16 protein-coding genes and 1 pseudogene are annotated in these 25,229 nt (G+C 50.3%); 2 read left to right on the top strand and 15 right to left on the bottom strand.

Annotation, left to right across the window (positions count from 1 at the left end; translation table 11 throughout):
- The first annotated feature begins 274 nt into the window (after positions 1-274).
- Entirely contained in the window at positions 275-1,306 is a 1,032-nt protein-coding gene (locus tag ACO4R2_RS03550; RefSeq protein WP_484769200.1) for an acyltransferase family protein, read from the top strand.
- 157 nt (positions 1,307-1,463) lie between these two features.
- Here ACO4R2_RS03550 and ACO4R2_RS03555 read toward each other — a convergent pair whose 3' ends face one another.
- The 4 genes from ACO4R2_RS03555 to pckA all read right to left on the bottom strand — a co-directional run bounded on the left by ACO4R2_RS03555 (position 1,464) and on the right by pckA (position 8,629).
- Positions 1,464-4,049, bottom strand: a complete 2,586-nt coding sequence (locus ACO4R2_RS03555; RefSeq protein WP_484769201.1) for a YfhO family protein — start codon at positions 4,047-4,049, stop codon at positions 1,464-1,466.
- 13 nt (positions 4,050-4,062) lie between these two features.
- Entirely contained in the window at positions 4,063-5,481 is a 1,419-nt protein-coding gene (gene ahcY / locus ACO4R2_RS03560; RefSeq protein WP_347720092.1) for an adenosylhomocysteinase, read from the bottom strand.
- A gap of 142 nt (positions 5,482-5,623) precedes the next feature.
- The gene (pncB, locus tag ACO4R2_RS03565; protein ID WP_484769202.1) at positions 5,624-6,826 is read right to left on the bottom strand and encodes a nicotinate phosphoribosyltransferase; all 1,203 of its coding nucleotides are present in this window, start codon (positions 6,824-6,826) and stop codon (positions 5,624-5,626) included.
- A gap of 198 nt (positions 6,827-7,024) precedes the next feature.
- Entirely contained in the window at positions 7,025-8,629 is a 1,605-nt protein-coding gene (pckA, locus tag ACO4R2_RS03570) for a phosphoenolpyruvate carboxykinase (ATP) (RefSeq protein ID WP_315092091.1), read from the bottom strand.
- Positions 8,630-8,967: 338 nt separating this feature from the next.
- On the opposite strand from pckA, the gene upp reads away from it, so the two are divergent.
- The gene (upp, locus tag ACO4R2_RS03575) at positions 8,968-9,630 is read left to right on the top strand and encodes a uracil phosphoribosyltransferase (RefSeq protein WP_311490247.1); all 663 of its coding nucleotides are present in this window, start codon (positions 8,968-8,970) and stop codon (positions 9,628-9,630) included.
- Positions 9,631-11,418: 1,788 nt separating this feature from the next.
- Here the strand turns inward: upp and porN are convergent.
- From porN to ACO4R2_RS03630, 11 genes and pseudogenes are all read right to left on the bottom strand, one after another.
- A complete protein-coding gene (gene porN / locus ACO4R2_RS03580; protein ID WP_347719319.1) occupies positions 11,419-12,477 on the bottom strand; it encodes a type IX secretion system ring subunit PorN/GldN in 1,059 nt (352 codons plus the stop codon).
- Between the two features lie 20 nt (positions 12,478-12,497).
- Positions 12,498-14,060: a type IX secretion system motor protein PorM/GldM gene (gene porM, locus ACO4R2_RS03585; RefSeq protein ID WP_484769203.1), complete on the bottom strand. Its 1,563-nt coding sequence runs from the start codon at positions 14,058-14,060 to the stop codon at positions 12,498-12,500.
- Positions 14,061-14,218: 158 nt separating this feature from the next.
- Entirely contained in the window at positions 14,219-15,118 is a 900-nt protein-coding gene (porL, locus tag ACO4R2_RS03590) for a type IX secretion system motor protein PorL/GldL (RefSeq protein ID WP_311490252.1), read from the bottom strand.
- Between the two features lie 55 nt (positions 15,119-15,173).
- Positions 15,174-16,640, bottom strand: a complete 1,467-nt coding sequence (gene porK / locus ACO4R2_RS03595; RefSeq protein WP_484769204.1) for a T9SS ring complex lipoprotein PorK/GldK — start codon at positions 16,638-16,640, stop codon at positions 15,174-15,176.
- Positions 16,641-16,667: 27 nt separating this feature from the next.
- The gene (locus ACO4R2_RS03600) at positions 16,668-17,621 is read right to left on the bottom strand and encodes a PorP/SprF family type IX secretion system membrane protein (protein ID WP_484769205.1); all 954 of its coding nucleotides are present in this window, start codon (positions 17,619-17,621) and stop codon (positions 16,668-16,670) included.
- Between the two features lie 344 nt (positions 17,622-17,965).
- Positions 17,966-18,271 (bottom strand): helix-turn-helix domain-containing protein, encoded by a 306-nt coding sequence (locus ACO4R2_RS03605; RefSeq protein WP_315091108.1) that lies wholly within the window; start codon positions 18,269-18,271, stop codon positions 17,966-17,968.
- 2 nt (positions 18,272-18,273) lie between these two features.
- Positions 18,274-18,825: a hypothetical protein gene (locus ACO4R2_RS03610; RefSeq protein ID WP_484769206.1), complete on the bottom strand. Its 552-nt coding sequence runs from the start codon at positions 18,823-18,825 to the stop codon at positions 18,274-18,276.
- A 182-nt stretch (positions 18,826-19,007) separates the two neighbouring features.
- Positions 19,008-19,229, bottom strand: coding sequence for a DUF2795 domain-containing protein (locus ACO4R2_RS03615; protein WP_009347943.1), 222 nt, complete (start codon positions 19,227-19,229; stop codon positions 19,008-19,010).
- Positions 19,230-19,319: 90 nt separating this feature from the next.
- A complete protein-coding gene (locus ACO4R2_RS03620; RefSeq protein ID WP_311490257.1) occupies positions 19,320-19,838 on the bottom strand; it encodes a cob(I)yrinic acid a,c-diamide adenosyltransferase in 519 nt (172 codons plus the stop codon).
- Between the two features lie 6 nt (positions 19,839-19,844).
- A complete protein-coding gene (locus ACO4R2_RS03625; RefSeq protein ID WP_484769207.1) occupies positions 19,845-20,450 on the bottom strand; it encodes a hypothetical protein in 606 nt (201 codons plus the stop codon).
- Positions 20,451-22,137: 1,687 nt separating this feature from the next.
- A pseudogene (locus ACO4R2_RS03630) lies at positions 22,138-24,387 on the bottom strand (sialidase family protein); the annotation flags it as partial.
- Between the last annotated feature and the right edge of the window lie 842 nt (positions 24,388-25,229).

Here is a 25,229-nt window from a genome sequence, read left to right on the forward strand (position 1 = left end):
CTCAACGCTTGCAGTGCGATGCCGCCAGAGGCGGGAGCTTATGTTTTTCTACTGTATGAGCGAGGTTGCGCAATTAGGGTGTAGAAATCTTTTATGAGAGGTTGTTTTTAGGTGAAGAAAAAAGGTCTTACCTTTGTACTCGGTATGGCGTGTGAGTATTCCTTAAATATACTAAGCTGTTGTTTTTTTCTGATGAGGTTGAGAAACCTTTAAGAAAAAGACTTAGCAGTTTTAATATATAATCAAATCAAAGTACCAACTGAATGATAGAATCATGAATCTTACTTATATTTCAAAATCGCAGTCGCAAGCACTAAAAGGGTGTGCATTGTTTATGATGGTGTTTCTCCATCTGTTCAATAAATCATCTAATTTACAGACTACGTTTAGTCTCTTTGATGTAGCCGGAGTTCCGCTCGTTAATTTTTTGTCAAGAGGAATGTCTCCTGTAGATTTCTATCTGTTTTTAAGTGGATATGGACTTTACTATATTTATAAATCTAAAAAGCAGACGAGAGCGGGTAATTTTATGCGGCTTGCTAGATTAGTGATTATATATTGGCTGATCTTACTTGTCTTTGTTACGATGGGGCATTTCATGAAACCAGGAGTGTATCCAGGAAGTATGTGGGATTTGGTCCAAAATGTCACTGCTTTTCGTACTACGTATAATGGTGAAGCATGGTTCTTGTTTCCATATCTCCTTATGTCATTGACATGTGGATTCCTTTTTCAAATCCTTGATCGTTTTAGAGGATTAAAGACCTTTTCCGTTTGTGTGGCTGTTTACATTATCAGTTGTTTTCTTATTAGTAGATATTATGCTTCATTCTTTGACAGTCATTATACCTTTTATCATGTAGTAGTATATTTCTCGTTCTTGTTACCATTTGTATTAGGAGCTATTTTTTGTAAGTATGCGGGTAAGGAGCATACAGGTTTTTGTATGCGTTGCTTGAATGGTATGCCACAATGGATGTTGGTTGTTGTTCTTTTATTGTTGTTTCTTTCTTGTTGTGTAATATCTTCTGCTGTGTATTCTCCTTTCTATGTCTGCATGTTTGTTCTTCTCTTCCTCAGGATAAGGTGGTGGGGATGGATTGAACGTGGTATGATGTTTCTTGGTAAATTCAGTACATCCGTATGGCTTATCCATACATGGTTCTGCTACTATCTATTTCATGATTTTATTTATGCTTTCCATTACCCGATGCTCATATTAGTTGTGGAATTTGCTGTTAGTATAATGTCGGGATATGTAATACAGAAAATAGCTAAACAGGTGTATCGAGTAGTAGGGTTGTAAATAAAAAGATATCTACACAAGATTCTAAAACTCGAAAGTGTTTTATCTGCAAGAATGCGAAAAAATCATTTAGGAGAAATCGCTATACAATAGAAAAATCCTCGGAGGCTCAGTGGGAGCTGTCCGAGGATTTCATGTTTTTATATGTCAGCGATGGTTATGCTGGTTCTTCTTCTTTGCGAGGTTTGCGAAGCGCGATGACGAAAGCAGCGATGAAGCCCAAGAGGATGAGAGCGATGGAGACGAAAGCTACCGTTTCAGTGGTAGATACACTCGCGGGGCGATAGGTGAGCACCAACTCATGTTTGCCAGCAGGCACTTTGATGGCGCGGAGCACATAGTTGACGCGGCCAATCTCTGTGGGTTTCCCATCGATGGTGGCTTCCCATCCAGGGTAGTAGATTTCGCTCAGAACTGCTATGCCACCCTTTGGAGTTGCCACCTGATAGTGGAGTTCGTTGGGCTGGCGACTAGTGAGCTGTATGCTACCGCTGTCGAGCGGAGAGCCTTCGAGGACGGCGCGGAACTTCTCATCGGCCACTGCAGCGTGCTTCGTATCGAGCCCCGTGAGGCCCGCCATTTCAGCATCGGCACCTTTGACGAAACGGAGTTTGCGGACAAACCATCCGTTGCCATTGGCGTAAGGATTGCGAACGGCCTGGTTGGCGTTGGCTCCGAAGATGAGGTAGCGCGTATTGAGCATATTGAGTACAGGTGCGAGACTGTCGCCAGGCACTTTCGTCATATCACCTTCCGCTTCCGAGATAGCAGAGAGATAACGACTCATCTCGTTGTTGAGCTGACGATCAATGAGGTCTTGATAGCGGCGGAGTTTCACAGCGTTGTAGCCACCGATGCTCTGGTGGAAGTAACCACTGTGGTTGCTCGTTTCATTGAAAGGATTGCCCTGCGAAATATCGAGTACGCGCCCGTCTGCCTTATCTTGCATCACAACGCGGTCGGCTGCTGTCGGCGTGAGATTTTGGAGTTGTACAGGATCGGTGAAACTCTCGTTGTTGAGGTAACGTTTATCAATGCCCCAAAGGTCAACGATACTGATAACACCTAAAACGAGGACGAGCCACCATCCGCCTTGTGCCTTCTCGCGGTTCTTATTGAGCAGATAGTAGAGGCCAATAGCCAAACCGCCCAGGAGGATGACGAAGAAAGAGCGCAGTGCGGACGCACTGAGGATAGCGTGGTGCATCGACGTGATAGCACCCGAGTAGGCCGTGGTGAATTCTGGTCCGCCAGCTTTGGTGAGATAGTCGAGAACCTGCTGGTCCTGACTGCTTATGCAGTTGCCCGCTAAACTCGGGAATAAAGTCAGCATGAGGCAGAGACCCGCCGTTAGGAGAGAGCTGACGATGAGACCAACTTTTTCTCTTCGGTTTGCCCAAAGCGAACGAGGTTCGCGGAGGATGCGCGCCAACGCCATAATAGCCAGAAGCGGCATTGTGAATTCTGCCACAACGAGCGCACTGGAAGGAGTGCGGAATTTGTTGTACATAGGCAGGTGGTCGATGCAGAAATTCGTGAACGCCGGACTGTTGTGACCCCACGCAAAGAGGAAGGAGAGCAGTGTGCCCCCGAGAAGCGCCCATTTGATTGGACCTTTGACAGAGAATAGGCCTAAGATGAAGAGGAAACAAACGAGTGCGCCCACATAGACAGGGCCAACCGTCATGGGTTGTTCGCCCCAGTATTGGATAAGTCCTGGAGGCGTAGCTTGCTGATTGCTCTGCTGGAGAGCTTGCTGTGTGGCTCCTGCGCATTGATAGAACTGATCGTAGCCTTCGAGGTCGGTAGCATCAGGGCGATCAAGGATGGAGGAAGAGCCGCCACCTTTGAAGTCGGGGATGAGCAGTGTGAGCGTTTCGTCAACGCCATAGCTCCATTGCGTGATATAGTCGCGATCGAGACCGCCATTGGTGTTCTGTGATTTCTCTTGCGGCAACGGGCTGAGTTCGGCCGCACCGCGGATAGAGGCCTTAGAATACTGCCAAGTGTGGTAAAGGTTGGGCAAGTTGGCAGCTATGCCGAGAAGTCCAGCCACGAGGATTACACCCGTAGCTTTGAGCCATGTTTTCGCCTCCTTCTTGCGCAGTGCGTCGATGCCGTAAGCCACGACGATGAAGAGCATAAGGAACACGAAGTAGTAGGACATCTGCACGTGGTTTGCCTGAATCTGGAAGGCGGTGAAAAGTGCTGTGACGACACCGCCCCAAAGATAGCGACCACGATAACACAGCACGAGACCAGCAATGGTGGGCGGGATGAACGTTAGCGTCATCACTTTCCAGATGTGGCCTGCTGCCATGATGATGAGGAAGTAGCTACTGAACGCCCAGAGAATTGCGCCCAATGCTGCAAGGTAAGGCTTGAAGTTGAACGCCCGCAGCAGGATGTAGAAACCTAAGAGGAAGAGGAACAGATAGCAGAGTGGGCCGCTCGTCCCTACGGCGTAAATCTTTTGGAAGAAGCCCAAGAAGGACGACGACTTGTAAGACGGTGCGATCTGGTAAGTAGGCATACCGCTGAATACGTTGTTGACCCAGCGTGTGGTTTCGCCCGTGCGCTGCGTGTATTCCATATTCTCGCGTCCTTGCCCAATGGAGGCCTGTGCGTCGTGGCCGCCAAGGACGAGTCCCTCGCTCAGCGGCGTGAAGAAATACGCCAGAGAGATGAGCAGGAACAAAACGACGGCGGCAGCATCGGGGAGATATTTTTTGAGAGTATTCATTCGTGTAAGGATATTAGTAACGATAATGTTCTGCCTTGTAAGGACCATCAACACTCACTCCGATGTAGTCGGCTTGAGCTTTGGTGAGGCGTGTGAGGTGGACGCCGATGCGTTCGAGATGGAGGCGTGCCACTTCCTCATCGAGCTGTTTCGGCAGGCGATAGACGCCCACTTCGTAGTGGTTCTTATAGAGCTCTATCTGCGCCAGTGTTTGGTTGGTGAAAGAGTTAGACATCACAAAGGAGGGATGCCCCGTTGCACATCCTAAATTGACCAAACGGCCATCGGCAAGCAGCGTGATGCGGTGTCCATCGGGGAAGAGGTAAGAGTCCACTTGCGGTTTGATATTTGTGACCTTGATACCAGGAAACTTTTTCAGCCCTGCCACTTGAATCTCTGAATCGAAATGGCCGATGTTGCAAACAATGGCTTGATCGGGCATCTGCTCCATGTGTTCAACGCAGATAACGTCGATATTGCCCGTAGTGGTGACAAAGATATTTCCCTTCGGAGCGGCCTCTTCCATCGTCATGACTTCATAACCTTCCATGGCGGCTTGCAGGGCGCAGATGGGGTCGATCTCAGTGACAATGACGTGAGCACCATAGGAGCGCATGCTTTGTGCACAGCCTTTGCCCACTTCGCCGTAGCCCGCCACAACAACGGTTTTTCCGGCTATCATCACATCCGTGGCGCGCTTGATGCCGTCAGCCAAACTCTCGCGGCAACCGTAGAGGTTGTCGAACTTCGACTTCGTGACGCTATCGTTGACATTGAAAGCAGGGAAGAGGAGTTCGCCACGCTCCATCATCTGGTAGAGGCGATGTACGCCCGTTGTTGTTTCCTCGCTCACACCCTTCATGTTTTTGGCGATGTTGCTAAAGAACTGTGGGCGCTCTTCGAGAACGCGGCGAATGATAAGCTTGAGTTCGGCTTCGTCCTCGCTCTCGCTAGGCGTGTCGAGCACGGTGATATCCTTTTCAGCTTGTACACCGAGGTGAATCATGAGTGTAGCGTCGCCACCATCGTCCACAATCAGGCACGGTGTATGTCCGTCGTCGAAATTTAAGGCTTGTAGTGTACACCACCAGTAGTCGGCCAGTGTTTCGCCTTTCCACGCAAAAACGCCCACGCCGTCTTGTGCAATGGCTGCCCCGGCATGATCCTGCGTAGAATAGATATTGCAAGAGCACCAACGCACTTCAGCTCCCAGTTCGAGGAGCGTCTCGATGAGCACCGCTGTTTGGATGGTCATGTGGAGTGAACCCATGATGCGTGCGCCCCGAAGCGGTTTCTCAGCTCCGTATTTCTCGCGCAACGCCATCAAGCCGGGCATCTCATGCTCCGCGATAGCAATTTCTTTGCGACCGAACTCGGCCTGAGACAAATCGGCTACCTTGTAGGGCAACCTACTGAAAAGTTCTTGTTGCATATTAAAATATAATCGATTATTGTGGTGCAAATGTAATAAGAATGCGCGAGAATGCAAAAGCGACAGCCGGCAGCTCGAAGGGGATATTTCCCTATAGCTGCCGGCTGGTTGTGGAGCTCTTTCCGTTGGGTGGAAAGAATGTTTAGTTGATGTGAAGCATCTCCATGAATCGTTTGACCACTTCGGGCTTTCCAGTGTGCTTCCCGTTGTCTTCCGAAATCTTGCACGTGTCGTTGTAGAACGGCCACGACTCGGTGATTTTCACCGCCACCAGTTTGATAACGATGTTCAGGTAGTCGACGCCCTCAAAGTCGTTGGTGAAATGCGTACCGATGCCAAAGCTCGGGATGCAGAGTTCTTTTGCGTATTGCTGGATTTCGATAGCGCGGTCGGTATCGAGCGCATTGCTAAAGATTACCTGCTTGCTGCGTGGATCGATGTTGAGGCTCTTGTATTTATTGACAATCAGCTGGAGCTGTTCGCGGTTGTCGCCACTGTCGATGCGTAAACCCTTGAAGAGGTTGGCGAAATCCTCGGAGAAGTTAAGGCTGAAGATATTCCAACCGAAAGAGTCGTAGAGGTACGTACCCAGTGCGCCGCGGAAGGTGTTGCGCCATGCTTCCATTGCCATGTGGTTGGCCATTTGGGGGCCGTACATGCCGCCGATAGCGCAAATAAACTCATGTGCCATTGTTCCCACCGGCACTAAGTCGTGCTTCATCGCCAGATACACATTGCTCGTCCCGACAAATCGACCTTCCCATTCTTTGGACGCATAGCAGTCTTTCATCGCCTCCACAGCCACATCCTGAGCTTGGAGGGAGGCTCGGCGGCGCGTGCCAAAATCGCTATAAACGCAGCCTGCTCCCAGTAGGCGTTCGGCTTTGGTATAACTGCGCTGGTAGTAGTCTTGATAATCGAAGCGACTGTCTTCACCTGTCACTATATAGTAGAGTTCGGAGATGATGGCAAGTATCTTCACCTCGAGGAGGATTGTGTCGGACCAGTCGCCCTCAAAATCCACGTGGAGGTGTCCCTCCTCGTCTTGCCACGCCTTCACCCATTCGCGGCGATAGCGGAAGCCGCGTAAATATTTGAAAAACCAATCGGGGATGTAGCTACAGCGGCGGCGCATAAATGTTTCCTCCTCATCGGTGAAAACAACGTTCTCGAGCATCGCCACCTGCTCGAGGAGCAAATCGGCAAAACCTGCTGGATAAATGGTGTCGTTGCGGTCAACAAAGGAGTACTTTACCTGAGCGCGAGGGAAGTTGTCGATAACGGCGCAACACATCGTGAGTTTATAGAGGTCGTCATCGGTGAAATGTTTGATGATTTGTCTCATAGCGAGATCTGCTTTTTGTGATTGTCTATGCGGGCAAAGTTAAGTAATTTTCCGTGCCCTGCCACTTCTGTGCTTGTTTATTTGGGCCAAAGCCTCGTATAGTACGAGAAAAAAGTAAAAAACAACAAAGCGGCCTGTTTCTCGAAAGAAGAAACAAGCCGCCATCAATATTTAGTTGTTGTGTGGTCAGAAAACCTATTAGAGCTGAGGACCAGCAGCTACGAGAGCCTTACCTGCCTCATTACCTTCGAACTTCTTGAAGTTCTTGATGAAGCGAGCAGCGAGGTCTTTAGCCTTCTCTTCCCACTGAGCTGCGTCAGCGTAAGTATCGCGAGGATCGAGGATGTGAGAATCAACACCTGCGAGCTCTGTTGGAACAACGAAGTTGAAGTAAGGAATAGTCTTCGTTGGAGCAGTCTCGATAGAGTGGTTCAGGATAGCGTCGATGATACCACGAGTGTCGCGGATAGAGATACGCTTGCCAGTACCATTCCAACCAGTGTTAACGAGGTAAGCCTTAGCACCTACGCGCTCCATCTTCTTAACGAGCTCTTCAGCATACTTCGTGGGGTGGAGTTCGAGGAACGCCTGGCCGAAGCAAGCAGAGAATGTAGGAGTCGGTTCAGTGATACCGCGTTCAGTACCTGCCAACTTAGCGGTGAAGCCAGAGAGGAAGTAGTACTGAGCCTGCTCGTTGTTCAGGATAGAAACGGGAGGAAGCACACCGAAGGCGTCAGCAGAGAGGAAGATAACCTGCTTTGCGTGAGGACCCTTGCTGATAGGCTTAACGATGTTGTTGATGTGGTAGATAGGATAGCTTACACGAGTGTTCTCAGTAATCTTCTTATCGGTGAAGTCGATCTTACCGTTAGCATCAACTGTTACGTTCTCGAGAAGAGCGTTACGCTTGATAGCACCGTAGATATCTGGTTCGCTTTCCTTGTCGAGGTTGATAACCTTAGCGTAGCAACCACCTTCGTAGTTGAACACGCCCTCATCGTCCCAACCGTGCTCGTCGTCACCGATGAGCTTACGCTTCGGATCGGTAGAGAGAGTTGTCTTACCCGTACCAGAGAGACCGAAGAAGATGGCTGTTTCCTTCTCGTCCATGCTTGTGTTAGCAGAGCAGTGCATAGAAGCGATGCCACGACGTGGGTTGAAGTAGTTCATCATAGAGAACATACCCTTCTTCATCTCACCACCGTACCAAGTGTTCAGGATAACCTGTTCCTTAGTTGTTACGTTGAATACAACTGCTGTTTCAGAGTTCAGACCGAGTTCCTTGTAGTTCTCAACCTTTGCCTTAGAAGCGTTGTATACGATGAAGTCCGGTTCGAAGCTTTCGAGTTCCTCTGCTGTCGGACGGATGAACATATTTGTTACGAAGTGTGCCTGCCAAGCCACCTCAACAATGAAGCGAACTGCAAGGCGAGTTGCTGCATTTGCACCGCAGAAACCATCAACAACGAAGAGACGCTTGTTAGAAAGCTCCTTCTTTGCGAGTTCCTTAACAACGTTCCAAGCTTCTTTGCTTGCTTTGTGGTTGTCGTTAGGGTACTCAGGAGTGTTCCACCACAGGGTGTCGTGAGAAGTCTCATCATCAACGATGAACTTATCCTTAGGAGAACGGCCAGTGTAAACGCCTGTCATTACATTTACAGCGCCGAGTTCTGTCTGATGACCTACTTCGAAGCCCTGGAGGCTTGCTTTCGTTTCCTCTTCAAACAACTGTTCGTAAGAAGGATTGTGAACGATTTCCGTTGTACCGGTAATACCGTACTTGGTCAAATCTAATGTTGCCATATTACAATATATGAATTTAAATTTATGAATTTTCTCTTTCAATATGGTGTGCTCGAACTAAATCTTAGTTCTTCACAGCGCAAAAATACTTATTTTTTCAATCAAACAAAAGTTTTAATGTGTTTAATGAACGCACAGCCTTTCCATTTAACAACATTTACCCATAATGCCTCTCTCCTCCCCAACTTTGATAGCCTTATGTTGCAATTCTCGTCACCCCCTCCTTCCTTTCCCATCATCAGCCCTTTTCCTAACATTTCTATATAAAATTCCCGTTTTTTTTGTCTTTTAAGCAGAAATAAGTACTTTTGCCCAATTTGAAAAATTTCTAACACCGCATGAAGGTTATCAATCTGGGAGCAACAAGCTCCGTGATAAATTGCTACATGGCCCAGTTGCGCGACGTCACCGTGCAGGGCAATCGCACTCTTTTCCGTAATAATTTGGAACGCATAGGCCACGCCATGGCTTATGAAGTGAGTAGAACACTGAACTTTTCTCCAAAGACTATCCAAACGCCGCTCGGCGTGAAAGAGGTGGAAACCTATGACGACCACATTGTTGTCGGCACAGTGCTCCGCGCAGGCTTAGCCTTCCACGAGGGCTTCATCGATGTCTTCGACCAAGCCGACTCCGCTTTCGTTGCAGCTTATCGCGAAGAGGGAAAAAAGGAGAATCTCAAGATTCATCTCGAATACCTCGCCGCACCACAGCTCGATGGCTCTACTTTCCTCATGGTCGACCCCATGTTGGCAACGGGCGGAAGTCTCGAACTCGCCTACAAGGCATTCCTCAACAACGGCACGCCTAAGAAGCTCCACATCTGTGTAGTCATTGCTGCCGAAGAGGGTATCGCACACCTCCAAAAGTGCTTCCCCTCCGACGACGTAACTCTCTGGACGGCCGCCATCGACCCCTGCCTCAACGACGACGCCTATATCGTCCCCGGTCTCGGCGATGCAGGCGACCTCAGTTTTGGTCCAAAACTCAGCTCGAAGTAAAACCGGCTACACGCCTTTTTGACCAACCAGCATCAAGCAGTTCTGCTCATCCTTCGAGCAGAACTGCTTTTCCTATAGGTCAGAACAGCGGCTACACCCAGCCCATCTCCCCCTTTCTTTCTCTTTCCAGAGTTTTCCCAAATAGCTTCTGAAGCTTCATCCCATAAGATTCTCCGCTCACGCGCTTATCGCGTTCGCCAACACCCTTATTGCGTTTGAGAATAGAATAATCCTATCCGCTCACATCCTTATCGCATTCGCCAACACCCTTATTGCGTTTGAGAATAGAATAATCCTATCCGCTCACATCCTTATCGCGTTCGCCAACGCCCTTATTACGTTTGAGAATGCAATAATCCTATCCGCTCACATCCTTATCGCGTTCGCCAACGCCCTTATTGCGTTTGAGAATGCAATAAGCCTATCCGCTCACATCCTTATTGCGTTTGAGAATACAATAATCCTATCCGCTCACATCCTTATCGCATTCGCCAATGCCCTTATTGCATTTGAGAATCTCTTAGGCCTTTTCGCTCGCGCCCTTATTCTATCCGCTCGCCCGCTTATAGCATTCACTCTCCCCAGCGACACAGCGTACTCACCCACTGTCCCCGGCGGGGACACCCCATGCTTAACCGCGGGTGATGCCCGAAGGGTGAACCCGTGGACAGACGACAGTCCTACCCTCCGACGCCGGCGGCGTCGCACAGCAGCCTCACTTCTGCACGTCAGAGTTACCCCTCCACGCTTTCAGTGCGACGCCGCCGGCGTCGGAGTGTCCTTTGTCCACTTCCCCCACGGGTTCCCCCTCGCTTTGGCTCGGGTATCACCCGCGGTTACGCATGGTGCGCCTCCGCCGGAGGCGGCTCTGTGTAGATGCGGATGCGGAGGAGGTGCAGTGGGTGAGAGTATCCACACAAGCATACATACCATAGAGAAGTGACGATCGGCGAAGTAGAGAACGAGAGTATCCGCAAGAGCATAGACGATATGCAGGGATGGAATTGAGCTGAGTATCCCTCGTGCTCACCCACTGTCCCCGGCGGGGACACCCTATGCTTAACCGCGGGTGATGCCCGAAGGGTGAACCCGTGGACAGACGACAGCACAAACCTCCGACACCGGCGGTGTCGCACAGCAGCCCCGCTTCTGCACGTCTGAGTTACTCCTCTACGCTTTCAGTGCGACGCCGCCGGCGTCGGGATCAGAGTAGTCTGCTTGTCCACGGGTTCCCCCTCGCTTTGCTCGGGTATCACCCGCGGTTACGCATGGTGCGCCTCCGCCGGAGGCGTTACTCTGTGTGGATGCGGAGGAGGTGCAGTGGGTGAGGGTATCCACAAAAGCATACATACTATAGAGAAGTGACGATCGGCGAAGTAGAGAACGAGAGTATCCACAAGAGCATAGATGATATGCAGGGATGGAATTGAGCTGAGTATCCCTCGTACTCACCCGCTGTTCTCGGCGGGGACACCCCATGCTTAACCGCGGGTGATGCCCGAAGGGCGAACCCGTGGACAGATGACAGCACAATTCTCCGACGCCGGCGGCGTCGCACAGCAGCTCACTTCTGCACGTCAGAGTTACCCCTCCACGCTTTCAGTGCGACGCCGCCGGAGGCGGTTTCCTCTATCCTCTTCTCCGCGAGCTTTCGTCTTTGCTCTGCAGCGTGAGTCTCTTCTCGTGTGCTGGGTATGAAGCCTTTCACAAATAAAAAAACTCCCGATGGCGTGGGCTATCGGGAGGTATATTTTTAAGAGACGCGGAGTCTCCTTGCTTGCTATTATTTTAGTGGCGTTCGCGGCGAACGGAGAAGGTGGCGTTGCCAGTGGACGGACCTGCTGTGCGGCGCGGGGTGCGGCGGCTCACGTTGGAGCTGCGGTGGCTGGTGCCAGAAGAGCTGCGAGAGAGAAGGCCGCGGCGGCCAGATGTTGGCTTTGTGGCTTCGGTGGCGAGGGAGTCAGTTTGGGTAGTGTCTTGCTTCACGCTGTCGCCAGCCCATACATGGTTGTGGAAAGCCGTGAGTTCCTGCTCGATTTTGTTCTGAGCAGCTTTCAGAGCGGTATCCGTGCGGGCTGTTTCGGCCAAAAGTCGGTCTTGAAGATTCACCACTTTATAGATGTCGCCCGCATAGCGGTTCATCGTGAAATAGTCGTCGGCGGAAATGGTGGAGGCATTGTTCAGCGAACTCTCCATGAGCATCAGTTTGCCCAAATAAGGGGCTGCATCGCTGTATTTCACCCAGAAAAGTGGATATTCCGTTTCCTCGCCGCCGAAGTCAGCATCGCCACGCACGAGGACAGGGCAAAGCGCTGTCACTTGCGTGTGGAAAGTGGCGGTGTGTTGGTCGTAGTAGACGCTCTCCTTGATGTAGTAGCGTGTCACATCGGTTAGCGAGAGATCGGCATCGTCCACGCGCATCCGTCCATCCGTCACGGTATAGTATATGGAGTGATCGTCCATAATTTTCTTTGCCGAGATGGCGTTGGAACGGCTGAAGTCCTCATTTCCCGTTGCTACGTTGTAAGCATAAGCCGTCACTTGTTGGCGCAAAATGAGCTTCATCAGATACGTGAAGAGATTGACGCGTCCTTCCTGCGGCGTGATGGGATAGTAGAGCGAAGCGTTTCTGTCCTGCTTGAGGTTGAGGCGGCGATAGATGTCGCGGCGCCAACTAACGTCGGTGGGCATTTCAGCAGCCACGGGGAAGTCGCGATAGGACACGCCGCGCGGAGCGTTCTGGGTGCGCTGTTGCTGCTGGGCGGCTGCTTCAGCCTGACGCTTGGGAGGCTGAGCGGAGGCAGTGAGCCCCATCAGGACGGCGATGAACAATATGATTCGTTTCATATACTTATGTTTTCGGAGAGTTAGTTGATGATGACTTCCAGTGCTTGCGGAAGTGTGCGCGTGGTGCCATCGGGGCCGGTAGCAACCACGCCGCGAATGTAGAAGCGACTGCCGTTGCGCAACTGGCGCATGAGTTCACGCTGATTCTCGGAGAAGCGTGAGTCTGCGGAGCGTTCTACGCGAAGTTCGCCCATACGGCCTGCGAAGACGCATTCGAAGCTCTGCACGCGGAATTCGATATCGAGCAGTCCATCGTCGATAGCTGCATTGAGGCCTCCAGCGTTGAGGATGGCGCCTTTCGTAAGGCGACCGCCTTTGAAGCGGGTGTCGCCCAAGGCGAGATAGGCGGTGGGGTCGGGTAGGCGGCGCACTTTGAAGGTGTAAGAACCCATGGTGGTTTGCTTGCCGTTGACCTCGCCCGTCACAGTGAAGGTGACGTCCTGTCCCACAGCGGCGGGGCGTGCTATGTACTTGCCCTTGCCTTGTGCCGTGAGGCTACCGCCCTTCATGCTCAAGTGGACCTTGTCGCTACTAATGCCGCTGGCACTTACGCTAACGGGGTTGTTGAATCCGGCGTAGAGCACGTTCATCAAGTCGGCCGCTACGGTGGCTCCGGAGGGGGGCGCAATGACGTTGTACTTCTGGGTGAAGTTGCGGCGTATGATGTCGCCCGCGGCATTGGGCATGAGGATGTAGCCGGAGAAGCTATACTCGCCGGGTGCTCCAGCGGTGAAGCTATAAGAGCCAGACGAACTTATCTGTCGGCCGTTGACGAAAATCTGCGGGCGTTGTGTCGTATCGACAGCAGCCATGAAAATTTTGCTATTGAAGACTTCACCAGGCATGAGCGTGGTGCGCTCTGCTGCTACATAAGCGTTGAGTTCGTTTACACGAATGTCTTTGAGGTCGATATTGGCGCGGAGCGTGTGGAGCACTTGATTCTCGGCTTTACGAATATCGCTCTGGAGCTTTGAGAGCATCGTGATGGCGGCCACAGCGGGCATATCCTCGAACATATACTGCTGCCAGTTCTTGCCCAATAGCGTGTTGTCGTTTTTGGGTACCGCGGTGCTGAGGTCGGAGGCGATGATGGCACGTTGGCGCTGGTCGGTGATGAATTGTAGGATGAAGTCGCGGTAGGCATTGATGCCCTCGAAAAGTTGCTTACCTTTCCCATTGACAGGCGCAAGCATAACGCGGCTGGCAGCCTCCAAGTCCTCTTGGTTTCTAAGGGCGTCGGGCTTTCCTTCCGCTCCGTCGGCTTCTCGGGCGATGGCCCATTTCATTTTTTCGGTGAAGTTGTAGAGTCCATCAGACATCTTGCGCACGCTGAGTGCTTTGTCGTACCAGGGCTTAATCTTCTCGGGGTTGAGCTTCATCTGAGCGGCGAAGTCGTCGTATATGTCGCGGTTTTCCTTGTCGGCGTTGGTTGTGGTGCGCTGCAGGCTGTCGCCTACGAGGCGGAAACCTTTGAGCACGTCGGAGGAGACATTCAATGCGAGCATGGCCAAGAGGAGGACATACATCAGGTTGATCATCTTCTGACGTGGGGAAACCGGTCTTTTTTTGATAGTGCTGGACATTATAATAATGTGCTAATGCGGAGCGGCTAATGCCGCTTTTTTTAATGTGCTAATGAGGGAATGTGCTAATGAGGAGCAGCGAGGGCCGCTTTTTAATGTGCTAATGCAGAGTGAGAATATGCTAATGTGCTAATGGGGGAATGCTCTCATGCAAATTATTACTGCGGGGCTTGGTCTACACTGCCTCCGTTACGCACAACGTTGACGGTGAGGGCGTCAATCATGCGACCATACACTTGGTTGAGGCGTTGAATTTGCTCCGCCAAGATTTTGGTTTGATTGTTGATGTCGTCAATCGTGCCCACTTGCAGAGAGATGCTCTTGAGGTGTAGCTCATAAACCTTGTTGATGCCCGTAAGGGTGCGGTTGAGGTTCTCCATCTCTTCGCTGTCGCGGGTGAGTTTGAGATTCTGTTCGTCCACTCTCGCCAATGTTTCGTTGAGCGTGTTGAGTTTGTCGATATACACTTTGGTGGCTTCCTCCATTTCGGGAGAGAGCACAGCTTGCGCGCGGTGGAGCAATTCATCATTGGCCAAACGGATGATGCTTGCCAACTGTTCTGCATCTGCATCGTGCGGAATGCTAATGCCTTCGGCGGGAGCATTGCCAGCTTGCGACTGAGTGGCCACAGCTACTTGCTGAACTGGAGCACTTGCGGGCTGAGCAAAAGCTGCTGCAGGCTGATAGGCGGTTGCTGGTTGCACTGTTGCCGGAGTAATGGTTTCTGTTGAAGTGGAGGTTTCGGGAGCCTCTTCCTCCTCTTCGTCCTCATTCATCCGTGCTTCAATCTCTTCGTCGGTGAGGTAGTTCTTGGGGAGTTCTTTACCAATCTCTTGTTTGTCGAAAGGACGGTCGAAGGCGCTCAAGAAGAACACGACGACTTCTGTGCCCATACCGACGAACAACATCATGTTGCCGCCCGGAAGGTGGGTCAGTTTGAAGAGCGCACCAAGGATAACGATGGAAGCGCCCCAGCTATATGCGTAGTTGAGAAATGTCTGACCGGGAACACTGTCCATCCAGTGTTGCAGGCGGATGATGAAATTTATTTTAGACATTGTTTTGCTGTGCTAAATTATCGTATGTGTAGGTAGATGGTAGGAGATCACCACCTTAGTTTTTCTTTCCAACTCGGGGAAGTTTACCCGTGCGAGTGCCTGCCAAACTGCGAACGCAGCGGAAGCCTATGAAGGAGCGCGGGTGGTTCTGATATTCGTAGGTGCGCCATGCGGAGCGAATCAGGCTCAAGGGGTCTTTCCACGAACCGCCACGAACGCTCTTGCGCTTAAGGGCGTAGGGGTCTTCCTTTGCGGCATTGTAAGACAGCTCAGGGTTGATGTCGGCCATGGCTTTTACGCCCGCACTGGTGTAGGTTGTGCTTGTCCATTCGGCCACATTGCCCGCCATGTCGAACAAGCCGTTGGAGTTGGCGCCATAAGTGCCCACCTGGCTTGTCACGAGATTACCATCATCGGTATAGTCTCCCTCATCAGGTTTAAAGTTGGCGTAGTAGCAACCTTTCTTGTTTGTTTTTGTATTGTTATCGTCTTCGGCTGGCGTCCAAGGGAAAGGATTCTGTTCCTTACCGCGTGCAGCATATTCCCATTCGATTTCGGTCGGCAGACGATAGCGCTGAATGTAGCGTGCCTGAGGGCCAAGACCTTTGAGGAGATACTGCGTGCGCCAAGCACAGAACGCATTGGCTTGTTCCCACGTCACACCAACAACAGGGTAGTCGTTGTAGGCCGGTGAGGACCAATAGTTCTTCATGTAAATCTCATTGTTGGCGTTCGTAAAGTCGTTCACCCAGCAAGTTGTGTCGGGATATACATTCACTATATAAGTGTTGAGGAAGTCCCACGGGCCACTCAACGGGCGCTCGATGGTTTCGCGCACAATTTTTCCGTTCTCGTCCACATAGGCCGTGTCCTTGCTGATCATTACTACCTCGTCTGGGTCAACGGTGTGGTCGGTGTTCAGATCGCGTTCTTCGGGGTTGAGGCGGTACTTGCGGAGTGCTGCCTTTTCGTAGTCGTAGATTTCATAGCGGTAGTTGAGCTGTCGGAAGTCGATCATCTTCGTCCCATCAATGGGGTTGGTGAGATAAAGACTCTCGTAAGCTCGCTGCTGGTCTTCGTCCATCTTTTTGGGTAGAGCTTTTGCCCAGTTGAGATGAGGCTTCACAGGATCGCCATTCTTGTTCTCTGTGATTTTATAGGAGTCGTCACCACCAAAGGAGGGATCAGCGAGGCGTTCACGAAAGATAGAATCGCGCACCCATGTCACAAACTGACGGTACATGGAGTTGGTCACTTCCGTTTGGTCCATCCAGAAGCCGTCAACAGAGATGTCGCGCGCTGGAATCTCTTTGCCCCAGAGCGTATCGTTTTTTTCGATACCCGTACGCAGGTGGCCGCGCTTAATCTCTACCATGCCGTAGGGAGTGGGCTCACTCACGGTTGTGCCGCGTGAACTTGTTACTTCTCCGCCGCTATTCATGGCTCTGTTGCTGCCGAAACAGGAAACCAGCGTCATGGCAACGCAGGCGGAAGCGAGTATTGTAAAAAGTTTTTGTATCATGTTTGTTTTCTATATTCTTAAAGTAGTCTACAAATAGCGAACACTTCTGTGTAGGTTCTTACCACGTTTCTGCAAATTGAGCGGCATGCGGTAGCTGATGAGTAGCCCGTGATTACCTGCGCCAAGTCCTATTCCTGAGGTGTTGGCTTCGTAAGCGTAGCTGATGTCGATACCGTGGAACGTTCCGCCTATGAAGAGCGTGGCGCTGTGCTGCGGAGCATAGGTGGCACCCGCGTAGAGGCGTTTGTTCTCATGTGTGTAGACGAGGCGACCCGTGAAATCAGCACGAAAATCCGTTCCATCGTAGCGCATCATTACCGAAGGCACTATTGTTAGTAACGGACTGCGCGTTTTTATATTGTATCCAGCCGTGAAATTATAGAGCGGTTTGTAGGTGATCTGGTTGCGCTCCCCCAAGAGAACGGTAGGAGCGGTGAGGTGCTGCACACCTATTCCGGCATACCATTGTTTGCGGTGGAAGAAGAGACCTGCTGAGGCGTCGAGTTTCGAACCTGTCACGTCAGACGTGGGGATTGCTGGGTCGGAGCCAGCACCATCGGCCAGGTCCGCCTTACTTCCTTTGAAACTCTCTGCGAGCATATCAGCTTCTGCGCCGAGGCTCATCACGCCACCAAAGAGGCGGAAGTGATAGCTATATTGGAGTGCAAACCGTTTGTGGCTGAACAAACCGATTTCATCGTTCTGGAATGTTGCGCCTACACCGTGGCGCGTTCTCCCTATCTGAAAAGCCATGTCAGCTCCTGCATACATCGTACCGCCTGCATCATCGTAGCCCATAGGGTGGGTCATATAAGCCGCGTTGATAGAGAGCTGGTCCGAGCGGCCTGCTGCAGCGGGATTGAACTGCGGCTCCATGTCCCAATAGTGGCTGAAAGCTGGTTCCTGCTGGGCATAAACTGAAGTGCCACACAGCAAGAGCAATGCGGCGAGCAGGAAACGTATGTGAGTCGTTGACGTCATATTTTATTATCAGAACGTAAAAAAACGGTCTTTATTGTATATGTATCGTTTTGTTGCTTTGGTGCGGGGAAGAGCGAGTGGTGCGGAATGCGAAGCTCAAGAAGCTTTTGCCACTGTCCGATAGAGGTATTTTGAAAAGGCAAGGCAACGACGGTAAGTTTCCGCCATTGCCTTGCGATTCGGCAGGAGGCACAACTGCGCCAGTCCTTTTAATATTCGTCCTCGTTGAAGAGGAACAAGGCATATAAGTCTTAGGTAATAATGTAGTTGTGTCAGCCTTTTCGCTCATTTTATTTCGTGGTGAAATACCATAAATGGGCAAGTGGTTCATACAAACAACTCTGTCATGCGAAAGAAGTTTCCATAATGCGAATATTGAGACACTTCTCTATCTCCGCTATACTCTTGAATGAGAAGTTTGTGTGACCAGACAATATCTTGCTGACATACTGCGGAGAACAACCAAGGCGTGATGCGATGTCTGCACGTGAGAGTTTGTGTTCCTGCATATAATCAATAATCTTCATGGCGATGCCTTGCGACCATTTAAGCCACACTTCATTCTCTTGCCTCCACTTTGCTTCCTCTGCAAATGTGGAAGGTTCGCTACTAAGATTTTTCTCAAGAAATTTTAATGTTTTCTCTTTCATAATCAATCCTCCTCATAACAATCTATGAAACTATCTTTATCAAAGACTCCTTTCTGCTGCAAATAGTTTCGGCAAGCATTGAGCTTGTCTAATTCTATTTGAGTATGTTCTCTGTCTTGCATTTTTGCAGTGAGTTTTATGGCTCCACCTGTTATAATGTAGACATTTGGTTCTATTCTTATGGCATATATCCGAAGCCAACTTGCATGTCGTTCTCTGTCCCAATGGCGCGCTTTCTCACGCGTCAATTCATGAATTCTGTTATCTGTCAGACTTAATGGATGGAAAAGTTCGTCCAACTGTTCGGTGTATGGAAAGTCTAAGATTAGGCGTTCGAGGACTCTTGCATCTTCCATCGTGTCTTTAATAGCATCACTTATTTTCTCAACATGGAAGAATCCTTGTAGATCGTCTATATGGGCAAGAAAGAAATCAAGCAAATAATTGGCATTGCTCCACTTACGGAAAAGTATCGTTAGCTCGTCCGCTTCTTTTGCTTCATCTCTGACAGCCCAAAGATGATTGTAGCCTGCTATAGCTCTTACAAATTTCATCTATAATATGTTTCCTGGTGCAAATATAGATATTTAGGATGAAATATGCAACTTATAAGTTGCATACCGTGCTCTGTAAAAACTTTTTTGGCCTAAAAAAAGCGAAGCAGGAATCTTGCTGTGAAATTCCTGCTCCGCTTTGTGTTCAACGATTTAAGCTGAGATGCTCAGCTCATAGGTCATTAATATTCGTCCTCGTTGAAGAGGAAGTCCTCTTTTGTAGGGTAGTCGGGCCATACGTCCTCGATGGTTTCGTAGACCTCGCCTTCATCTTCCAATTCTTGGAGATTCTCGACAACCTCCATAGGTGCGCCCGAGCGCATAGCATAGTCGATCAATTCGTCCTTTGTTGCAGGCCATGGAGCATCCTCCAATTTTGAAGCCAATTCAAGCGTCCAGTACATAATCTATGTATGTTTTTAATGTGTTATTTATTTTTCCCGTATTTTACGGCGTGCAAAAATAGACTTTTTCTAAGATAAAGAAACAATATCTTATAATTTTATTTCCTCCGAACCCATAAATTTATTTAAATATCTGGCAAATAGGAAGAAAAAGTCGGACAACCGATTGATATATACCATTGTTTCGTGTGGCAGAGCCTCTTCGCCCAGTCGCCAGATGGCACGTTCGGCACGGCGGCATACGGTGCGGCAAACGTCGGCTTGGGCAGCGGGCATCGTTCCGCCCGGCAGGACGAAACCACAGAAGCGGCCTTCCGATGTGTCCACGCTGTCGATGAGTTGTTCCATGGCTTCAATGGTTTCGGCCGTGGGCAATCCCTTCGGCTCTTTGAGGAGCGCCAGTGCACCATTGATAGCAAAGATGCGGCGCTGAATATTGTAGAGATTTTCCCGTAGTTCCTCGGGACACATAGCCGCCAGGAGTCCGATGTGGGAACAAAGCTCGTCGAGCGTTCCGTAGGCTTCTACGCGGTCGTCACATTTCTTCACGCGGTGGCCATTGGCCAAGGACGTCATGCCCTTATCGCCGCTGCGGGTGTATATCTTCATATTGTACTAATAATTTATGGTGTAATCTTGTTTGTTCAGTCGTGCCTCAAAATAGGCCAACCCTAACCAGTAGAGATCGAAGGTGACGCGTACAGCTTCCGTTTTCTTCCATTCGCGCCAAGCTTGTAGTGTTGAGCGCGAACGGTGTATGCCATAGACAATGAAGAGTGCGTGCGAACCAGCGTAGGGGAGAAGTGCATCAAGTAGGGGGGCTATGGGTTCGGAGGTATTCAGAAAGAGGAAGTCGATATGCCCCATCTTGCTTGCTTGTTGCACCGCTTCCTCGGTGGTGGCTGCGCTGTAGCAAGTACATTTCTGACCAGCCGCAGCCACATACAGCTGTTCATCGGCCGTATCGGGCCCAACAAATAAGGCCGTGCGCGGTTGGCTATCATTGGCCAAACGGAAGAGTAAGCGGTCGTCACGTTCAGGAAGTGCTTGTCCTTTTCGTTCCTGGTGCAGCCGCTCATAGGCGTAGTAGCGCCCGCGCTGATAAATTACTCCTTTCACCAGTTGGAAAGCAAAAGGAGAATGGATGTTGTAGCCCCGCCGCTGACGAATGCGCCAACACCACACACCGATGCGCTGTAGATAATAAATGAACCGTTGCATATAGCGCGAAGGTAAGCAATTCAAATCACATTCCTTTCCTTTCGCTCCGGAAATACATTTATATATAGGAATAGATCTTTTATTCCTAACGAAGTTTTTCTCCCTCCTTTTTACTCGTTTTTATCTTAAAATCTTAGAAAATAGCTCTTTACTTCTAAAATAAACTTAAATAATCATGTTTTTCTTTGAGAAAGTTTGGAGAGTAATAAGAAATCCGTATCTTTGCAACGTGTTTTTCATAGTATTAGATTTAAGGTTAACAAGGTTGGGATACAGTGGTATCCCTTTTTTTATGTCTATACTTCACAACAAATAGGTCGGACGCTTCGAGGAATTACTGAAAGGTAAGCGCATCTCGTTTCGTCCGATTTTCTTTATTAGCGTGCCTCTTCTGTTTTGAAGGGGAAACTCGTGGAAGAGGTTTTTTGCTGATAATATAGAAACTCTCTTATGAGGCGTACAAAAAGAGCCGACTGACACGTAAATTGTGCCAGTCGGCTTTCTTTGTAGAGCGCTCATTATTTGGGAGATACTGATGTATCCCATCAATGAGGGAATAGATTTTTTAATTCACAGCCACTTTCTTGCCGTTTAAGATGTAGAGCCCATGCGTGGGGTGCTGAACGCGACGGCCTTGCAGGTCGTAGATGCGATTTTGCTCGTCCTTAGAAATGTTGGGCGTTGTGATAGCCGTGATAGTGCGTGGACTGGGATAGATGCACCAAAAAGAAGCTTGGTCCTGTTTGTTGAAAGGGCGAACCTTGTCGCTGGTGGAATTGTTGAGCGTGGCGTAGGAAGCCGAAGTGGGTTGGGTGCAAGTGAGCAAGCTCCACCCTTCTGAGTTGGATACCACGCTAAAGGCGATGGCTTCACTGGCTTTCACTGCGGGCACTGGGCGGGTACTATAAGATGTCTTACCCGCATAAAGACCTGTGTTGACGTGATGGAGCAAGTAGTTTCCATTACTATCCTTTTCAAAGGTGAAAACCTGTGCCGAATCGTTTTCCACGCTGTAGAGCGAACCTTGTGTGGCATTGGCGGAAAGGAAATGAGTAGGGTTCACTTTGTTGTACACCATGTACTGACGCCCGGGTTCGATGGTGACGCGCTCCAGCGTAGGTACAGCGGCCATCACCGCCCACATATTGGCTTCGGTCTTTTGTGCGTTGAAAGCATCGAGCAAGGGGCGGAGCGCCGCATCCGATTTGTACATTCCCACAGCCTTTCCCGTTTTGATTCCAGCAAGGCGCTGTTGCAGGGCATCGTTGAGATATGCGTCGCGAGGGGAGGTAGCATCGAGGGTATACTTGCCACCTGTGATAGAATCAAGGCTGAAGCTCTTGAACACTATGTTGTAACCGTCGTTGTAGGCCACATCCTCGAAGAGCAAGCCGATACTATCGTTTTGCATAAGAATCATCGTGGAGTAGCAAGATGAATTTTTCGTCACTTGCAAACCTTTCACCCAGTTGGCAGCCATCTTTTCACCGCTATTATAATCGGAGTAAGCAGCCAGTTCTTTGTAGAAGAAACCCACCTTTTCGCGCACGTTGCTCAGTGGCACTGTTTGCAGCGCCACAAAGAGCTGTTTGCCATCGGCCTTGCGACGAGCGGGAAGCACGAGTACTTCGCCGTTGCAAGCGTTCACTTGGCCGCCCGTCATGTTGGCAGGCATCGTACTCTTGTCCCATGTGCCAGCAGCTGTGATGGGATCGGAATACGTGTAGATATTGAACTGTCGACCGCCACCCTGGTTGCGGCAACTCAGCAGTACTGTGCCGTCGGGAAGTTCTTCCACTTTCGATTCATCGGCAGCATCGGAGGGGATAACGCCAGCGCCGCCCAGCACCTTCCAATTACGCCCGAAGTCGTCGGAATAGATGACATAAGTGGCAAACTTATTCACTGTCGTCGTGCGCAAAGGATGGGCAATGTAGATACGGTAGAAGTCGCCCACTTTGATAGAGCGGCTCTGCATGATCTTACCACTTGTCAGGAAGATTCCCGCCACCTGTGCGTTGCCAGGAAGCGTACCATCATAGAGACCATAAATCTGTTCGGTTTGGTCAGTACCCTGATCCCAGGTACGTCCGCCGTCGGTGCTGCGGAAGAAGGCGCAACGCTGCGGATTATTACGCGTTGAACTGAAATAACCCACTTTGCCACTCACACACTGCATCAGGACATTGTCGCTCGTACGGTCGGCTACGATGCTTGGGTCGCCAAAGGCTGTGCGCCAAACTTGGCTGGCGTGCTCATCGCCGCGTGCCACGACAACTGTATCGCTCCATGTGTGGCCATTATCCGTGCTCACTTTCATCACGTTGTCGATGCGGTAGAGTCCGTTGCGGTTGTTGTAGCCAATATCCGTTTTACTGATACGATAGTCGCAGTCGGCCAGCAGTCGGCCGTCGTGCGTCTGTGTCAAAGCGGGGATACGATAAGGCACTTTGCTCGTGGCGTTATCAAAGACAATGACGGTGTGGGCATTGTCCACCTCGTCGGCCTGACGAACAAAGACGCGGAAGTTCTTCACCTGTCCGTTGCCGGCTACGGTGAAAGTTGTAGAAGCCTTACCAACGCTGCTCACTTCGAAGTGGCCGCTCTGCTGCGTAACCTTTCCGTCGGCAGTTGTGATAGCGGTGAGCGTAGAGGGATAGTCGAAGCTATAGCCGTCGATAACGTAACCCATCGTTGGTGTGGAGAGGGTGTACGTTCCCGATATGGCATCGGTGAGCAGGAAGCTCTTGCCGTCGGCTGAGGGCTGGAAACTGGTGTTCATGGTGGACAATCTCAATGCCGCCGGAGCAGTGAGCGTAGAGTTCCATAAAGAAGTTTCCGCCGGCGTATTAGCGGCGTTTTTGAACTCTCCATACGCCGTGCCCACTTCAAAGTCGACCGCTACAGGCGTGAAAACAACAGTCGAACCGCGATCCTTGCCGCCCGTCCAAAACGCCATCTTGTTGTCGCGGTTGTTAACGCCGTAGTTCGTTCCATTTTGGCAAAGATAGAACGCGGCCGTACCCGCAATGTCTTTAGAGGATTCCAGTTTCCAAAGACTCTCGTAGGTTGTTGTGTTGAGGCCGTCGAGGGGCAAAACCACGGGATAGGCCGTGCCGCCAGTTGTTCCGCTCATTTCGCGCGGCGAAACAAGAATCTTGTTGGCAGCAGCTGCGCGATTGTGGAGCCGATAGCCCGCTGTGTTGTTGCCAACGAGACACCAAAGGGCTTCGGGCACGGCGTTGGTGAAACTGCGCGCCAGCGAGAAGGGTTGGTTGTCGGCCGTATAAACCAGCGGGAAAGTGCTGGTGCCTTGACCTTGCCCCACGGCCACTGTGTACCAAACCGTGTTGGCAGCAAAGCGGCCGTTGGCGGTGGTAGTGGTGCGGAGGCGTTCGAGGGCTGAAGCCGTCTTTTTGATGGTTACAATGAAGTTCGTGGGTACGGCGTTGGCTTTTGCAGCAGTGCTGGAAACGGAGAAACGCGTTGTGTTCTCCTCCAAGCCTGTCACGCTCACCGTTGCAGCAGCATCGCTGGCAGAGCAGGTGACAGCCGCGCCGCCTTTCTCTGGCGTGATGGTCACCGTGGCACGTGTTGTGGAGGTCGATGAACCTTCAAAACCTGTATAGTTGAACGAATAGCCCGTGATGGCATAACCGTCCGGAACGCTGAGAGAAAAGGTGGTTTTGTAGAGATGGTAGGTGCCGTTGGCGTCCACCCACATATCGTTGTTGGCAGTCTCGAGTGTGAGCTGCGGGGTGGTTTCGGTAGAGCTCCACTTGTACTTGTACGCACTGGTGGTGCTGTTTTGCTTATTAACGAAACTACCCGTTGCTGTGGACACCGTACGCGTCCACGTGGTTGGAGCTTGTGCCTGAACAGGGCTCGCGCACAAACTCGCCAATCCCATAAGGGCCAGTGTAAACAAATGCTTCATAGATAGTAAATTGAATAGATATGAGTGATGATTGCAAATATAATGGTTTCTCTTTATTTCTGTTTGGTTGGCAAAGAGAAAAATAGGCCACGCGAAAAAGTGGCGGAGCGCAGCACGAAGAGTGGGACGCGCAAAGGCAGTTCGTTGAGGTGAGAGAGAGGATGCAAAAGAGCCGGAAAGAAAGCTTTATTGTTGTCAATGAAATTCTTATTTTACGCCCCCGAGAATAAAAGAAAATCCAACGCGAAATAAGACGTTCGATTCGCTTCGCTCTCTTGAATGGCAATGAAATAAGGCTGTGCGTCAGCAGCATAAGGCTGTCAGCCAGCGCGCTTATTGTGTCAGCTGACAGCCTTATTCTGTCGGCCAGTATCCTTATTGTACTGACAACAGAGAGCGGATGGAAATACACATAAAAGCACAACTCCCAGCCCACGCAATAAGGAAACGGAGTGACGCAGCAGAGCGACGCACCACTCCGAAGACTATTTTCTCCCACATCCTTGTTCTACGGCCCATTTTCTTGTTCCCGTTGCGCCAAAGGCTTTGTTAAGAAAAAGGGCAGTTTTGAGGAACGAATGATGACGTGGCGTGCCTCGTTCCGTCCAATAGGTTTACCTCTCTCGCTAATAAGAACCTCTGTTCTCGCTTTTGAGAGCTTTTTCAGCAGCATAATGTTGTAGGTCTTTGTCTTAGATTTATTATTCTTTTTATTTATTGCTGGAATTTACAAAATATTGTAACTTTGCGGCATATTAAAAATGCCCCCTCATTTATAAGGGGACGGAAAAGTCAAGATAGCTCAATCATAAAACATTACATAATTTAATTTTCAAAACTCT

It is taken from the genome of Alloprevotella sp. (assembly GCF_057240785.1).

Coding starts and splice junctions, on each gene's coding strand:
- ACO4R2_RS03550 (WP_484769200.1), top strand. CDS start 275: ATGAATCTTACTTATATTTCAAAATCGCAGTCGCAAGCACTAAAAGGG.
- ACO4R2_RS03555 (WP_484769201.1), bottom strand. CDS start 4,049: ATGAATACTCTCAAAAAATATCTCCCCGATGCTGCCGCCGTCGTTTTG.
- ahcY (WP_347720092.1), bottom strand. CDS start 5,481: ATGCAACAAGAACTTTTCAGTAGGTTGCCCTACAAGGTAGCCGATTTG.
- pncB (WP_484769202.1), bottom strand. CDS start 6,826: ATGAGACAAATCATCAAACATTTCACCGATGACGACCTCTATAAACTC.
- pckA (WP_315092091.1), bottom strand. CDS start 8,629: ATGGCAACATTAGATTTGACCAAGTACGGTATTACCGGTACAACGGAA.
- upp (WP_311490247.1), top strand. CDS start 8,968: ATGAAGGTTATCAATCTGGGAGCAACAAGCTCCGTGATAAATTGCTAC.
- porN (WP_347719319.1), bottom strand. CDS start 12,477: ATGAAACGAATCATATTGTTCATCGCCGTCCTGATGGGGCTCACTGCC.
- porM (WP_484769203.1), bottom strand. CDS start 14,060: ATGTCCAGCACTATCAAAAAAAGACCGGTTTCCCCACGTCAGAAGATG.
- porL (WP_311490252.1), bottom strand. CDS start 15,118: ATGTCTAAAATAAATTTCATCATCCGCCTGCAACACTGGATGGACAGT.
- porK (WP_484769204.1), bottom strand. CDS start 16,640: ATGATACAAAAACTTTTTACAATACTCGCTTCCGCCTGCGTTGCCATG.
- ACO4R2_RS03600 (WP_484769205.1), bottom strand. CDS start 17,621: ATGACGTCAACGACTCACATACGTTTCCTGCTCGCCGCATTGCTCTTG.
- ACO4R2_RS03605 (WP_315091108.1), bottom strand. CDS start 18,271: ATGAAAGAGAAAACATTAAAATTTCTTGAGAAAAATCTTAGTAGCGAA.
- ACO4R2_RS03610 (WP_484769206.1), bottom strand. CDS start 18,825: ATGAAATTTGTAAGAGCTATAGCAGGCTACAATCATCTTTGGGCTGTC.
- ACO4R2_RS03615 (WP_009347943.1), bottom strand. CDS start 19,229: ATGTACTGGACGCTTGAATTGGCTTCAAAATTGGAGGATGCTCCATGG.
- ACO4R2_RS03620 (WP_311490257.1), bottom strand. CDS start 19,838: ATGAAGATATACACCCGCAGCGGCGATAAGGGCATGACGTCCTTGGCC.
- ACO4R2_RS03625 (WP_484769207.1), bottom strand. CDS start 20,450: ATGCAACGGTTCATTTATTATCTACAGCGCATCGGTGTGTGGTGTTGG.